The 14,350-nt window shown below is 66.3% G+C and carries 11 protein-coding genes; 5 read left to right on the top strand and 6 right to left on the bottom strand.

From position 1 onward, the window contains the following. Positions 1–100 precede the first annotated feature (100 nt). From XH92_RS12975 to XH92_RS12955, 5 genes are all read left to right on the top strand, one after another. Positions 101–982, top strand: a complete 882-nt coding sequence (locus tag XH92_RS12975; protein ID WP_194459557.1) for a folate-binding protein YgfZ — start codon at positions 101–103, stop codon at positions 980–982. Next, positions 979–1,605, top strand: a complete 627-nt coding sequence (locus XH92_RS12970) for a DNA-3-methyladenine glycosylase I (protein ID WP_194459556.1) — start codon at positions 979–981, stop codon at positions 1,603–1,605. The genes XH92_RS12975 and XH92_RS12970 overlap by 4 nt, the downstream gene beginning before the upstream one ends. Next, on the top strand, positions 1,602–2,213 hold the full coding sequence (locus tag XH92_RS12965; protein ID WP_194459555.1) for a YfbR-like 5'-deoxynucleotidase: 612 nt from the start codon (positions 1,602–1,604) through the stop codon (positions 2,211–2,213). The genes XH92_RS12970 and XH92_RS12965 overlap by 4 nt, the downstream gene beginning before the upstream one ends. Positions 2,214–2,336: 123 nt before the next feature. Then, complete coding sequence (locus XH92_RS12960; RefSeq protein WP_194459554.1) at positions 2,337–2,843, top strand: tyrosine phosphatase family protein; 507 nt, start codon at positions 2,337–2,339, stop codon at positions 2,841–2,843. A 110-nt stretch (positions 2,844–2,953) separates the two neighbouring features. Beyond that, the gene (locus XH92_RS12955; protein WP_194459553.1) at positions 2,954–5,659 is read left to right on the top strand and encodes a DUF2339 domain-containing protein; all 2,706 of its coding nucleotides are present in this window, start codon (positions 2,954–2,956) and stop codon (positions 5,657–5,659) included. 28 nt (positions 5,660–5,687) lie between these two features. On the opposite strand, the gene XH92_RS12950 is transcribed toward XH92_RS12955, so the two are convergent. From XH92_RS12950 to ppdK, 6 genes are all read right to left on the bottom strand, one after another. Beyond that, positions 5,688–5,921, bottom strand: coding sequence for a hypothetical protein (locus XH92_RS12950; protein ID WP_050403167.1), 234 nt, complete (start codon positions 5,919–5,921; stop codon positions 5,688–5,690). Between the two features lie 138 nt (positions 5,922–6,059). Continuing rightward, on the bottom strand, positions 6,060–6,638 hold the full coding sequence (locus XH92_RS12945) for a hypothetical protein (RefSeq protein WP_194459552.1): 579 nt from the start codon (positions 6,636–6,638) through the stop codon (positions 6,060–6,062). A gap of 187 nt (positions 6,639–6,825) precedes the next feature. After that, positions 6,826–7,812, bottom strand: coding sequence for an MDR family oxidoreductase (locus XH92_RS12940; RefSeq protein WP_194459551.1), 987 nt, complete (start codon positions 7,810–7,812; stop codon positions 6,826–6,828). Between the two features lie 46 nt (positions 7,813–7,858). Next, positions 7,859–9,103, bottom strand: a complete 1,245-nt coding sequence (locus tag XH92_RS12935; protein WP_194459550.1) for an MFS transporter — start codon at positions 9,101–9,103, stop codon at positions 7,859–7,861. 392 nt (positions 9,104–9,495) lie between these two features. After that, positions 9,496–10,992 (bottom strand): cell wall hydrolase, encoded by a 1,497-nt coding sequence (locus tag XH92_RS12930; protein WP_194459549.1) that lies wholly within the window; start codon positions 10,990–10,992, stop codon positions 9,496–9,498. Between the two features lie 417 nt (positions 10,993–11,409). Next, positions 11,410–14,313: a pyruvate, phosphate dikinase gene (gene ppdK / locus XH92_RS12925; protein ID WP_194459548.1), complete on the bottom strand. Its 2,904-nt coding sequence runs from the start codon at positions 14,311–14,313 to the stop codon at positions 11,410–11,412. Positions 14,314–14,350 lie beyond the last annotated feature (37 nt).

Genomic DNA, 14,350 nt, shown 5'->3' with positions numbered 1-14,350 from the left:
CGCGGGCCTTGTTCGGGGCACTGTAGCGCCTTAGCTTGGCTGGGGATATCCGCGAGGACAGCGTTTCCCAAGGAACTTCGGAAAAGAGCCAATTTTGCGAATGAAAGCAGCGTTTCTTCCAGATCGGGGCGTGATCAAGGTCTCTGGCGAGGACGCCCGCAACTTCCTCAACGGCCTCATCACGACCGATGTCGAGCAGTTGACCCCGGGACAGGCCCGGTTCGGCGCGTTGCTGACGCCGCAGGGCAAGATCATCGTCGACTTCCTGATCACCGAGATACCCGCAGGTCACGGCGGCGGCTTCCTGATCGACGCGCCGCGCGCGCTCACCAAGGGGCTTGCCGACAAGCTCGGCTTCTACAAGCTGCGCGCCAAGGTCGTGGTCGAGAACCTCTCCGACAGCCTCGGTGTGCTTGCGGCCTGGGATGGCGAGCCGGCGACGATTCCCGATCTTGCTTTCGCCGATCCGCGCAACGCAGCGCTCGGCTGGCGCATCCTGATCCCGGACGATCTGAAGCAAAAACTCACCGAGCTGATCGGCGCCGATCTCATCGACTCCAGCGTCTATGAGGCGCATCGCATCGCGACCGGCGTGCCGCGCGGCGGGCTCGACTTCATGTATGGCGACGCCTTCCCGCACGAGACCAACATGGACCGCCTCAACGGCGTCGATTTCGACAAGGGCTGCTATGTCGGCCAGGAGGTGGTGTCGCGCATGCAGCACCGCGGCACCGCGCGCACCCGCACGGTGAAGATCATTCTCGACGGCCCCGCCCCCGAGACCGGCGCGACGATCCAGGCCGGCGACAAGCAGGTCGGCACCATGGGCTCGACCGCCGGCGAGAAAGGGCTCGCGCTGGTCCGCATCGACCGCGTCGCCGACGCGCTCGACGCCGGCCTGCCGCTGACCGCGGGTGGCCTCGCGCTTCATCTCGCCGAGCCGGACGCCGTCCGCATCACACCCAAGCAGACCGTTGCATGACCCGTACCGCGCAACTGCATCCCGACGGCAAGACGCGCTGCCCGTGGCCGGGCGAGGACGCGTTCTACGTCGCCTATCACGACAATGAATGGGGCGTGCCGGAATATGACGACCGCGCGCTCTATGAAAAACTGATCCTCGACGGCTTCCAGGCCGGACTGTCCTGGATCACGATCCTGCGCAAGCGCGAGAACTTCCGCAAAGCTTTCGACGATTTCCAGCCCGAGAAGATCGCGCGCTACACCGACAAGAAGGTGCATGCGCTGATGAACGACGCCGGCATCGTCCGCAACCGCGCCAAGATCGAAGGCACGGTGGCGAGCGCCAAGTCGTATCTCGAAATCATGGAGAAAGGTCCCGGCTTCTCGAAATTCCTGTGGGACTTCGTTGACGGCAAGCCAAAGGTCAATCTGTTCAAGACCACGGCGAGCGTGCCGGCCTCGACGCCGCTCTCGATCAAGATCTCCAAGGAGCTCGGCGGGCGCGGCTTCAAATTCGTCGGCCCCACCATCGTCTACGCTTTCATGCAGGCAACCGGCATGGTCAACGATCACCTCGTGACCTGCTTCTGCCACCAGGCCTGCAGCGGCAAGCTCCGCGTGCCGCGGCTCAAGAAGAAATGACGGCGCACAAATCGACGGAGGCCGCCCGCGCCTGGCAGCGGATGTTGTCGGGGCGCAGGCTGGACCTGCTCGACCCTTCACCGCTCGATATCGAGATCGTCGACATCGCGCATGGCCTGGCGCGGGTCGCGCGCTGGAACGGCCAGACCAGCGGCGCGCATATCTTCTCGGTCGCCCAGCACACGCTGCTGGTCGAGGCCGTGATGCGCCAGCAGACGCCGCGTGTCGATATCAGCCATCGTCTCGCCGCGCTGCTGCACGACGCGCCGGAATACGTCATCGGTGACATGATCTCGCCGTTCAAGGCGGTGCTCGCAGGCGAATACAAGGTGGTGGAGAAGCGCCTTCTGTCGGCGATCCATATCCGCTTCGGTCTGCCCGCGGTGCTGGCGGACGAGATCACCCAGCAGATCAAGGCCGCCGATCGCGGCGCCGCCTATCTCGAAGCGACGCATCTGGCGGGATTTTCGCAGGCCGAAGCCAAGCGGCTGTTCGGCCGCGATCCGGAATTGCCCGAAGCGACCGAGCGCGACTATCTGACGCCGTGGACTGCAGCGCGGGCCGAAAAGCAGTTCCTCGAGCGCTTCAAGACATTGCACGCGTCATAGGTGCGGACCGCGTAACGCGCTGCCGGTTGCGCTGCAAAACGAGGAGCGGGCATGACGCCGCCCGCCTTTGCCCACGCGGGAGCAGCCGTTATAATCGGGCGCACCCGACACCTAAGGACCATCATGCTTCACGTCTGCTCGCTTGCCGCGCTCTCCGACACGGTTCGTGCCACCGGCGCCAGCCATGTGCTGACCGTGATGGCCAATGTCGATCAGGTGCAGCGGCCGCCCTCGGTGCTGCCGGCCAACCATCTGAAAGTGTCGATGGACGACATCGTCGAACAGATGGACGGGTTCGTTGCACCGAACGAGACGCATATCGAGCGCGTGCTGAGCTTCGTGCGCGGCTGGGATCGCCGCGCGCCGATGGTGGTGCATTGCTACGCCGGCATCAGCCGTTCGACCGCAAGCGCATTCGCCACCGTCTGCGCGCTCAATCCGCACCGCGACGAAATGTCCATCGCCCGGCTGATCCGCGCGGCCTCACCGATCGCGGCGCCCAACCGGCTGATCGTCAGCCTCGCCGACAAGGCGCTGGGGCGCGAGGGCCGCATGCTGCGCGCGCTCGATGCGATGGGCCCCGGCAGCATGAGCGTCGAAGGCCGGCCCTTCCGCATCGACCTGGACTAGCGCGGCCTGCCACGCAGGGTCGCTTGAACTTCCGGTCCTCCCAACGGCACTACTAGGTTGCGACGGGCGGCCGGCTGGCCGATGGTCCGGCGCGTCCCGCCGGAGGCCCAATGTTCGATTCGCCGTTCGATTTCCTGACGCTCGTCATCGCCATTGTCGCGATCATTTTCGCGCGCAAGGCGCTGGGCCAGATCTCGGTGCTGCAGCGCCGGCTGGATGCGATCGAGGCCACGGGCGTGGCCGTCGCGCGGACGGCCGTGCCGCCACCGCTGGCGCCGCTCGAGGCGTTCGAGCAGACGCTTCCGGCGGCGCCTTCCATCGCGCCACCGCCGCTCCCCGAAGCGGCTCCGAGCGAACCGGCTGCGCATGCAGAGCCAGTCACGGACGCGGCAGGTGCCGCGCCACCGCCGCTACCAGAGCCTCCCGCTCCGCCGCCCCCGACGCCCGGCTTCGAGGAGACGCTCGGCACGCGCTGGGTGGTGTGGATCGGCGGCCTGACGCTCGCGCTCGGCGGCTTCTTCATGGTGCGCTATTCGATCGAGGCCGGGCTGCTCGGCCCCGGCGTGCGCACGATGCTCGGCGGATTGTTTGCGCTCGCGCTGCTCGGCGCCGGCGAGTGGACACGGCGCAAGGAAAGCATCTCCAGCATCGAGGCGTTGCCGGTTGCCAACATTCCAGCGATCCTCACCGCCGCCGGCACCGCGGTGGCGTTCGCCACCGTCTACGCCGCCTACGCATTGTACGACTTCCTCGCGCCGGCAACCGCCTTCATCCTGCTCGGCATGGTCGCGCTCGGCACGCTCGCCGCGGCGCTGTTGCACGGACCTGCGCTGGCCGGGCTTGGCATCGTCGGCGCCTTCGTCACCCCGATCCTGGTCTCGTCCGACAACCCCGACTTCTGGTCGCTCTACATCTATCTCGCCATCGTCACGGCGGCGGCGCTCGGCCTCGCGCGCATCCGGCTGTGGCGCTGGCTTGCCGTGACGACGATCGCCTTCGCGCTGCTGTGGACCTTCCCGTGCCTGCAATGCGGGCCGGAGATGATCGCACCGCACGTCTTCCACGTGATCGCAGGCTTCGTGCTGGCAGCGCTGCTGGTGGTCTGCGGCTTCATGTTCGGCCCCGACGGCGACGGCGAGGAGACCGAGCCGATCTCCTCCGGCTCGCTCGCGGCCTATCTGTTCGGCGCGATGCTGATCGTGCTCAACAGCGCGCACGCCGACATCGCAATGATCGGCTTCGCGCTGCTGACGGCAGCGAGCCTTTTCGTGGCCTGGCGCGCGCCGGCCGCAGCGGGCGCGATCGCCGCCGCGTCGCTATTCGCCTTCATCGTGTTCGGCGAGTGGGCCGTCCGCCGCAACGTCGACATGCTGGTGCTGCCGGGCGGTGCGATCCCGGGCATCGGCCCGTCCGCGACCGATGGCTCGGTCTCGCTGCATCTCGTCACCGCGGCGCTGTTCGCGGCCGCGTTCGGCATCGCCGGCTTCCTCGCACAATTCCGCTTTGCCACGACGAAGATCACGGTGACCTGGGCCGCGGCGGCCGTGTTCACGCCGGTCGCACTGCTGGTCGCACTCTACGCACGCATCGCGCATCTCGATCGCTCGATCCCGTTCGCGATATCAGCCGTGCTGCTTGCCGCCGCCTACGCCGCCGCGACCGAAGCGCTGACCCGGCGCGGCGAGCGGCCGGAGCTGTCCTCCTCGATTGCGCTGTCGGCAACCGGCGCCCTCGCCTCGCTGGCGCTGGCGCTCACCTTCGCGCTCGACAAGGGCTGGCTCACCATCGCGCTGGCGCTGGTGTCGATGGGCACGGCGTGGCTGTCGGTGCAGCGGCCGATCCCGTTCCTGCGCTGGCTCGCCGCGATCCTGGCCGGCATCGTAGTGCTGCGCATCGGCTACGAGCCGCGGATCGCCGGCGATGCCGTCGGCACCACGCCGATCTTCAACTGGCTGCTGTGGGGCTATGGCGTTCCGGCGCTGTCGTTCTGGGCGGCAAGCCATTTCCTGCGCCGCAACGGCGACGACGTCCCGCTGCGCATGGTCGAGTCAGCCGCGATCCTGTTCACGGTGCTGCTCGCCTTCATGGAGATCCGCCACGCGGTCAATGCCGGCGATGTCTATTACGCCAGCGCCGGGCTGACCGAGGTCGCGTTGCAAGTCGGCGTGACGCTGGCGATGGCGATCGGGCTGGAGCGGCTGCGGCTGCGCAGCGGCAGCATCGTCCACAATGTCGGCGCGGTGCTGCTGACCGCGTTTGCCGGACTTGCCAGCCTGTTCGGGCTGCTGGGGCTGGAGAACCCGATGCTGTGGTGGCAGGACGTCGGCGGCAGCTTCATCAATCTGCTGCTGCTCGGCTACGCGTTGCCGGCCGTGCTGGCACTGCTGCTGTCCTATGCGGTGGCGGGCCATCGTCCCGCGCCCTACGCCAACACGATCGCCGCCGGCGCGCTGGTGCTTGCGCTCGCCTATGTCACGTTCGAAATCCGCAGGCTCTATCATGGACCGGTGCTGACGCACGGCGAGACCACCGGCGCGGAGCAATACACCTATTCGATCGCCTGGCTGATGTTCGGCGTCGCGCTGCTCGGCATCGGCATCGTCGTCAACTCGCAGCGGGCGCGGCTCGCCTCCGCTGCGGTGATCGGGCTGACGATCCTGAAGGCGTTCCTGGTCGACATGTCGACGCTCACTGGCGTCTACCGGGCACTGTCGTTCATGTGCCTCGGCGTCGTGCTGGTTGCGATCGGCTGGCTCTATCAGCGGATCCTGTTCCGCAGGCGGGCCGCTCCGCCTGTCCCGCAGGCTGAGGCTTGAAACTTGTGGTCCTGAACGACGAGAAGCCTCAGTCGACGGATTCGGCAACCAGGCGAATCCTGAACACGGGCTTGCGGCTCTCGTCGAGCAGCTCCATGTGCCATTCGCTGTCTTGCTTCATGTTGCGCGAAATGCTGCCAAGGAAATTGCCGCACACCTTGGTCATCTCGGCCCAGGCCACGTCACGGCTCTCGAACTCCGTCGCGTGGTCGGACGCACCAGCGTAATCGCCATCACTGATACGGAAAAAATATTGCGCCATATGACTACTCAAATCGGTGTCCCCACCATCCCGCCTTTCGGCGAACGCTAAGGATATTGAGTAGCTATCAACGCGTGGCGACCGCCATCCGTATGACTACGGCTCGGCAGCTATTCCCGCTAGCGCGCAGATGAGAAATTAGTCGGTGGAGCGCCGCAATTCCGGCGCGCTCTCGACCTTGGCGGGTTCGGCCTTGACCGGCTCGAGCTTCGCCCTTTCGACCTGCGGCGTCTCAACGCGCGAGACTTCGGCCTGCGAGGCGTCCGCCGACCGGGTGCGCGGATGCAGCGAACGCGGACGCGCCGCCGCGCGCGCCATCAGCATCTGCTGGCCGCCCTGGTGATGGAAATCGCAGTAGGCGAAGCCCATGCCGGAGACCGAGCCGCGGAACGTGCGGTCGTCCTGCTTGTCGAGATTGAAGCACGGTTCGAACGGAATGCCCTTCAGCGACGCGCAAACGCTCTGGCCGCGGATTTGCAGCGTATTGCCGGGCAGGCGCACGTGGCGGATCGGGCCGGAGCCGGAGAACTGGATCGAGCCCGTGGCGCCCAGATCGTCGAGGATACGGCCGGCGCCGCGGGTACCGTCAAAACAGGTGAAGGCGAACACCTTGCCGGCCACGAACCTGCGGGCCTCATCGGCGTTCATCATGCCTGCGAATGCCGGCACGACCATCGCTCCGGCCGTGACGGCCCCCAACACCAAACGCGCAAGCATGAGCTACTCCACTTACGAGCGCGGGCACCCGCTCCTTGTTGAGCATGACCCCCGCACGCACGTTACTCGAACGTCTGCGCGAGGAAACCCGGCCCCCCGGGATCATGCCGCAAGTCTCTTTACCCGCTGCTTACCATACCAACAGTGGCAACATTGGAGCAGCTTGGTTGGTAAAGTCTGAACGTCCTCAGACTATTTTTACCACGATCCGGCCACGGACCTCGCCGCCAAGGATTTTCGCGCCGTAACTCATGACCTCGTCCAGGGCGATTTCATGAGTGATATCAGCCAGTTTTGCCTTGTCCAGATCGCTGGCAAGGCGACGCCAGGCGGTCCTGCGGAGCTCGATCGGGCACATCACGGAATCGATGCCGAGAAGGCACACACCCCGCAAAATGAAAGGCGCGACCGACGACGGCAGGTCCATGCCGGCCGCCAGGCCGCAGGCCGCGATGGCGCCGCCGTATCTGGTCATCGAGAGCAGATTGGCGAGCGTGGTCGACCCGACGCTGTCGACGCCGCCGGCCCAGCGCTCCTTCGCAAGCGGCTTCGGGGCGCCCGACAGCTCGGCGCGGTCGATCACCTCGGCGGCGCCGAGCCCCTTGAGATAGTCGGCCTCCGACATCCGCCCGGTCGAGGCGATGACGTGGTAGCCGAGCTTCGACAGCACCGCGATCGCGACCGAGCCGACCCCGCCGGCGGCGCCGGTGACCACCACCGGGCCGCTCTTCGGCGTCAGACCATGCTTCTCCAGCGCCAGCACCGAGAGCATCGCGGTATAGCCGGCAGTCCCCACGGCCATCGCGTCGCGGGCCGAAATGCCGTCCGGCAGCCGTACCAGCCAGTCGCCCTTGACGCGGGCCTTTTCGGCATAGGCGCCGAGATGGGTCTCGCCCATGCCCCAGCCGTTGCAGACGACCTTGTCGCCCGCCTTCCAGTCGGGATGGCTGGATTGCTCGACGGTGCCGGCGAAATCGATGCCGGCGATCATCGGGAAGCGGCGCACCACCGGCGCCTTGCCGGTCAGCGCCAGGCCGTCCTTGTAGTTCAGCGTCGACCATTCGACGCGGACGGTAACGTCGCCATCCATCAATTCCGTGTCGTCGAATTGGGTCAGTGCGGCGGTGGTACCCTTGTCCGCCTTGTCGATCCTGATTGCCTTGAACGTTGCCACGATGAGCACTCCCCGTAATTCTGGTTTCGGGGGAGTGTTTAACCCATCAGGCAGGCTGCGCAACCGGGCGCACGACGGGCTTTTCGACGATCGGCAGGTTGATCAGCGCCGACAGCACGCCGAACAGCACCGACAGCCACCAGATCGGCGTGTAGGAGCCATACTGCTCGAACACGACGCCGCCGAGCCAGACCCCGAGGAAGCCGCCCACCTGATGGCTGACGAAGGCGAAGCCATACAGGGTGGAGAACCAGCGGGTGCCGAACATCAGCGCCACCAGCGCTGAGGTCGGGGGCACGCTCGACAGCCACAGCAGCCCCGAGGCCGCGCCGAATGCGATCGCCGAGAACGGCGTCACCGGGAACGAGATGAAGGCGACCGTCGCCAGCGCGCGCGAAAAGTAGATCACCGAGAGCAGATAGCGCTTCGGAACGAAGTTCTGCAGCCAGCCGACGCTGAGCGAGCCCACGATGTTGAACAGGCCGATCGCCGCGACCACCCAGCCGCCGGTGGTCGCCGGAATGCCGCGGTCGGCCAGATAGGCCGGCAGGTGGATGGTGATGAAGGCAAGCTGGAAGCCGCAGGTGAAGAAACCCAGCACCAGCAACACATAGGAGCGATGGCCGAAGGCTTCGGCCAGCGCAGTCTTGAACGACTGCTGGTCGGCGGCCGGCACCTTGGCGGTCTCGGCCGGTGGCGTCGCAAGCGCGAGCGAGAGCGGCAGGATCAGCAGCATCAGCGCGCTGAACACCACGAGCGCGGTCTGCCAGCCGAAATTGTCGATCATTGCGACGCCGAACGGCGCGAACAGGAACTGGCCGAACGAACCGGCGGCGGTGCCGGCGCCGAGCGCAATGCCGCGCTTCTCGGGCGGCAACAGCTTGCTGAAGGCCGCCAGCACCAGGTTGAACGACGAGCCCGACAGGCCGAAGCCGATCAGCACGCCGGCGCTGATGTCGAGCGACAATGAGGTGGTCGAATAGCGCATCAGCAGCAGGCCGGCGGCATAGAGCAGCGCGCCGACGATCATGACGCGCAGCAGGCCGAAGCGATCGGCGATGGCCCCTGCGATCGGCTGGCCGAGCCCCCACAACAGATTCTGCAGCGCGATGGCGAGGCCGAACACGTCGCGGCCCCAAGCGAATTCGCGGCCCATCGGCTGTACGAAGAAGCCGAGGCTGGAGCGCGGGCCGAAACTCAAGAGCGCAATGGCGCAGCCGCAGACGATGATGACGAGCGGCGTGCGCCAGGTGCCGGACGCCGGTCGAAGATCCCCGGTGGTAACAGCCATGTTGTCTTCCCCCGCGACTGGCGGGGGAACCGCCCCGCGAAACGTTACCGGGAGTTAATGCATCTGCATGGAAAGCCCAAGAGGCGGCGGAGAAAAATATTCGCCCGCAAGGCAGCCCTGCAGATTATGCGACTGTCATTCCGGGTCCTGGCCCTGCGGCCCTTCCTGGAATGACGTCGCGAGGTCACGGCGCGGCGAAGCATTGCCCGAATGTCGCGGCGGCTCAGTCCGAATGGCTGGGAACGTCGTCTTCTCCTTCCCCCTGAAAGGGGGAAGGTCGGGATGGGGGTCGGCCACACGCATCGCTGCTCGCGGTGAGACGAGAACCCACCCGCTTTGCTCTGACGAGCAAAGCAACCTCCCCTTTTCAAGGGGAGGTTAGGCTGGCACACCTACCGCTTGGCGCTGGCCTGCTCGGCCGAGCTCTGGGCGGCTTCGGCAAGCTGCGCCGAGATCTTGGCGGTCTCGGCTGCGCTGCCCCAGCTCGGCGCGTCGCTGCCGTCGCCCCAGGCGCGCGGGCGATAGAAGGTGTGGACGCCGAACTTGTACGTCTTCTTCATTTCACTGACCCAGGACGGCCGCACCCAATAGGCGTGGTAGTGGGTCGAGCGATCGACTTCGGGCAGCCACAATTTGCCGTCGAGGATCGCCTTCGAGATCTTTTTGGCGCGATCCCACATGTCGGGCTCGCGGACGACGTCGGGGATGTTGTCGCAGGCGAAGGTGAACTGACAGGCGTAGTGGCGGTTCTTGTTCTGGTAGACCACGCCGCACACCGTCTCCGGATATTTGCCGGAGAAGGCGCGGTTCAGCACCACCTGGGCGACTGCGATCTGGCCGCGCACGGCTTCGCCGCGCGCTTCGAAATAGACCGCCTCGGCGAGGCACTTCTCCGACTTGGCGCGCGATTTCTCGTCGAACAGGCCGAGCCGCTCGGCCGGCGTCTTGGTGTGCTGATCGTCGGCGTTGACCTCGCCCTTCGGCGCGATGCTCTCGCCCATCTCGCCGGCCTTGACCGGACCGTCGGCATCGACCGGCAGCGACGCCATCACCTTCATATCGGGATCGGGCTGCACCACGGGCGCCACGACGACCGGCGCCTCGCCGGGCTGCCAGCGCTCGAGGTTCTCGGGCGTGCCGAGCGAGGAGCCGAAGAACAGGCTGGCGGTCTTGAATGCAAACGGGTCACGCTCGTGCGCCGCATCGACAGGCGGCAGAGCGGCAGGCTTGGCAGGCACAGGCTTGGCGGGCACAGGTTTCAGATCGTCGAGCGGGTTGGCCTCGAGCGACATCGACACGTCGTATTGCTGCGGCGACGGCTTGGCATATTGCGGCAGCGGCGGCGCACGCAGCGCCTCCTGCAATTCGGGATCGAGCGGGGCGTTGTCGGCGGGCGCAGTCGCGGTCTTCATGCCCTTGACCGACGCATTCGACGTCGCGGGATCCTCGTTCGCCGGCGCCGGGTTCAGGGGCTGCGCAGGATCGGCCTGGCCAGGCCGACCGACAACGAGACGATCGCCCTTCAGGGTGCGATCGACCTTTGGAAAATCGGATGCCTGGTAGCGCGGCGGCGGTGCCGTGATCGGATTGCGCGTCACCGTGCCGGTGATGTCGACACTCGGACTGTCCAGCCTTGCGAGCAGGATCTGCGGATCCTGCGGCGCGGAGGTGCCGATCGGACGGCCGAAGCTGTAGGTGGCGACCTGGATGGAGCCGAACGCGGAGGCGAAGACGCGCTTCTGCCAGCGCTCGGCGACGCCGGGCTGCCGGGCCAGGAGCGAGGCAATATCCTGATATCCGAGCTCGGTCGGCATCAAGGCGAAGATGCCAAGACCGAGACCGAAGAGCGCGAGACGTGCGCCCTTCGGCTGGTTACGCGACACAAACATCGTACGCTCACGCAACGCTTACTGAGTGCAATCGAACGCGGTCCATCCGCGCAATTCGACCTTTCCCGTTGCTAACTTGTTTAGGTTGCCGCGGAGTTAATCGGCGTTGCCCGCGCGCTACACTCAAGCGATCGCGCATGAGACAGGCGTTGCATCGCGCGCCTTGGTAAATGCGCGGCGCATGAAAGTCGTAAACAACGGGTCAACGAGGATGGTGAACAAAGTGTTGCAGGCACGCTAGCCACCCCATCGTCATTGCGAGGAGCGACAGCGACGAAGCAATCCATCGACCCGCGTGCGCCGGTGAGATGGATTGCTTCGCTTCGCTCGCAATGACAGTGCATTGGCGACTGTCTCGACAAACACAATGGCCGGGACGAGGTCCCGGCCATTGTCATATCCAAACTAACTGATCGCTTACGCCTGGCTGGCGATCTCCTTGCCGAGCGCGGCCTGCGCTGCGGCGAGACGGGCGATCGGCACGCGATAGGGCGAGCACGAGACGTAGTCGAGCCCGACCTCGTGGCAGAACGCGACCGATGCGGGATCGCCGCCATGCTCGCCGCAGATGCCGACCTTGAGGCTCGGCCGCGTCTTGCGGCCGCGCGTCACGCCGATCCTAACGAGCTCGCCAACACCGTCGCGATCGACCGAAATGAACGGATCGATCTCGAGGATGCCCTTGGCGACATAGGTGCCGAGGAAGCTCGCGGCGTCGTCGCGGCTGATGCCGTAGGTGGTCTGCGTCAGGTCGTTGGTGCCGAAGGAGAAGAACTCCGCAGTCTGCGCCACCTCGCCGGCCATCAGGCAGGCGCGCGGCAGCTCGATCATGGTGCCGACCTGGTAGGTCAGCTTGACGCCGGTTTCCTTCATCACCGCATTGGCGGTCGCATCGATCCGCGCCTTGACCAGATCGAACTCGGCCTTGGTCGCGATCAGCGGCACCATCACCTCGAGTCCGACCGGCTTGCCGGTGCGCTTGCCGGCTTCGACCGCCGCCTCGAAGATCGCGCGCGCCTGCATCTCGGCGATCTCGGGATAGGCGATCGCGAGACGGCAGCCGCGGAAGCCGAGCATCGGGTTGAACTCGGACAGTTCGCGGGCGCGGTCGGCGAGCTTGCGCGGATCGGTGTTCATGGCGCGCGCCACTTCCTCGATCTCGGCCTGGGTATGCGGCAGGAACTCGTGCAGCGGCGGATCGAGCAAACGGATCGTGACCGGCAGGCCCTTCATGATCTCGAACAGCTCGACGAAGTCGGCGCGCTGCATCGGCAGCAGCTTCGACAGCGCGGCGCGGCGCGACTGCTCGTCCTCGGAGAGGATCATCTCGCGCACGGTGCGGATGCGGGTCTCCTCGAAGAACATGTGCTCGGTGCGGCAGAGGCCGATGCCCTCGGCGCCGAACTTCACCGCGGTGCGCGCGTCATCGGGTGTGTCGCCGTTGACGCGGACGCCGAGCTTGCGGACCTCGTCGGCCCAGCCCATCAGCGTGCCGAACTCGCCGGACAGTTCCGGCTCGATCATCGGCATGCGGCCGGCCAGCACCTGCCCGACCGAGCCGTCGATGGTGATGACGTCGCCGGTCTTGAAGGTGCGCGAGCCCACGCTCATGGTGCCGCGGCCGTAGTCGACACGAATGGTGCCGCAGCCGGAAACGCAGGGCTTGCCCATGCCGCGCGCGACCACCGCCGCATGCGACGTCATGCCGCCGCGGGTGGTCAGGATGCCTTCGGCGGCGTGCATGCCGTGGATGTCTTCCGGGCTGGTCTCGATGCGGACCAGGATCACCTTGCGTCCGTCGGCCTGCAGCTTGGCCGCCTCGTCCGACGAGAACACGATCTCGCCCGACGCCGCGCCGGGCGATGCCGGCAAGCCGGTCGCGATCACGTCGCGCTTGGCGGCGGGATCGATGGTCGGGTGCAGCAGCTGGTCCAGCGAAGCCGGATCGATCCGCGTCACCGCGTCCTTGCGCGAGATCAGGCCCTCATTGGCGAGCTCGACCGCGATGCGCAGCGCCGCCTTCGCGGTCCGCTTGCCGCCACGGGTCTGCAGCATCCACAGCTTGCCCTGCTCGACCGTGAACTCCATGTCCTGCATGTCGCGGTAGTGCTTCTCGAGCAGCGTGTAGATCCGCGTCAGCTCCTTGAACGCGGCCGGCATCGCGGCCTCCATCGACAGCTTGTCGGAGCCGGACTCCAGCCGCGCCTCTTCGGTGATGTCCTGCGGCGTGCGGATGCCGGCGACGACGTCCTCGCCCTGCGCGTTGATCAGGAACTCGCCGTACAGCTTGCTCTCGCCGGTCGAGGGATTGCGCGTGAACGCAACGCCGGTCGCCGAGGTCTCGCCCATGTTGCCGAACACCATCGCCTGCACGTTGACGGCGGTGCCCCAGGATTCCGGGATGTCGTGCAGCTTGCGATAGGTCACCGCGCGCGCGTTCATCCAGGACGAGAACACGGCACCGATCGCGCCCCACAGCTGGTCGTGCGGATCCTGCGGGAACTCGTGGCCGGTCTCCTTGGCGACCGCCTCCTTGTACTTGCCGACCAGCTCGACCCAGTCGTCGCCGGTGAGATCGGTATCGAGCGAGTAGCCCTGGCCGTCCTTGAAGGTGTCGAGGATGTCCTCGAAATGATGATGCTCGAAGCCGAGCACCACGTCCGAATACATCGTGATGAAGCGGCGATAGCTGTCATAGGCGAAGCGGCGGTCGCCGGAGAGCTCGGCGAGCGCTTCGACGGTGCGGTCGTTGAGGCCGAGATTGAGCACGGTGTCCATCATGCCCGGCATCGAGGCGCGCGCGCCCGAGCGGACCGAGACCAGCAGCGGGTTCTTGGCGTCGCCGAAGCTCTTGCCGGTCAGCTTGCCGACATAGTCGAGCGCCTTCTCAACCTGTGCTTTCAATTCCTTCGGATACGTCTTGTCGTGGTCGTAGAAATAGGTGCAGACCGAGGTCGGGATGGTGAAGCCGGGGGGCACCGGCAGGCCGAGATTGGCCATTTCCGCGAGGTTGGCGCCCTTGCCGCCGAGCAGATTGCGCAGGGTCGCCTGGCCCTCGGCCTTGCCGTCGCCGAACGTATAGACCCACTTGCCGGCCTTGATCGCGGGCGGAGCCGCCTTTTTCGCAGCGGTGACGGCCTTCGCCGGCACCTTGCTGGCCGGCTTTGCCGCCGATTTGGCGGCGGGTTTCGGCGCCGCCTTCGGGACGCTCTTCTTCAGCGCCTTGCGCGCCGGAGCGGCCTTCCGGGCCGGTGCCGAGGACTTTGATTTCGCTGCAGTTTTCTCGGCAGTTTTCTTGGACTTCGCGACGGCTTTGGCCATGTCAGACAACAATCCGAAAAGAGGGGTCGAAGATGCG

It is taken from the genome of Bradyrhizobium sp. CCBAU 53421 (assembly GCF_015291625.1).
Taxonomy (GTDB): domain Bacteria; phylum Pseudomonadota; class Alphaproteobacteria; order Rhizobiales; family Xanthobacteraceae; genus Bradyrhizobium.
This window is presented reverse-complemented; position numbering and strand designations above follow the sequence as displayed.

Bases quoted from the DNA above. Each gene is read 5' to 3' on its own strand.
- XH92_RS12975 (WP_194459557.1), top strand. From the start codon at position 101: ATGAAAGCAGCGTTTCTTCCAGATCGGGGCGTGATCAAGGTCTCTGGC.
- XH92_RS12970 (WP_194459556.1), top strand. From the start codon at position 979: ATGACCCGTACCGCGCAACTGCATCCCGACGGCAAGACGCGCTGCCCG.
- XH92_RS12965 (WP_194459555.1), top strand. From the start codon at position 1,602: ATGACGGCGCACAAATCGACGGAGGCCGCCCGCGCCTGGCAGCGGATG.
- XH92_RS12960 (WP_194459554.1), top strand. From the start codon at position 2,337: ATGCTTCACGTCTGCTCGCTTGCCGCGCTCTCCGACACGGTTCGTGCC.
- XH92_RS12955 (WP_194459553.1), top strand. From the start codon at position 2,954: ATGTTCGATTCGCCGTTCGATTTCCTGACGCTCGTCATCGCCATTGTC.
- XH92_RS12950 (WP_050403167.1), bottom strand. From the start codon at position 5,921: ATGGCGCAATATTTTTTCCGTATCAGTGATGGCGATTACGCTGGTGCG.
- XH92_RS12945 (WP_194459552.1), bottom strand. From the start codon at position 6,638: ATGCTTGCGCGTTTGGTGTTGGGGGCCGTCACGGCCGGAGCGATGGTC.
- XH92_RS12935 (WP_194459550.1), bottom strand. From the start codon at position 9,103: ATGGCTGTTACCACCGGGGATCTTCGACCGGCGTCCGGCACCTGGCGC.
- XH92_RS12930 (WP_194459549.1), bottom strand. From the start codon at position 10,992: ATGTTTGTGTCGCGTAACCAGCCGAAGGGCGCACGTCTCGCGCTCTTC.
- ppdK (WP_194459548.1), bottom strand. From the start codon at position 14,313: ATGGCCAAAGCCGTCGCGAAGTCCAAGAAAACTGCCGAGAAAACTGCA.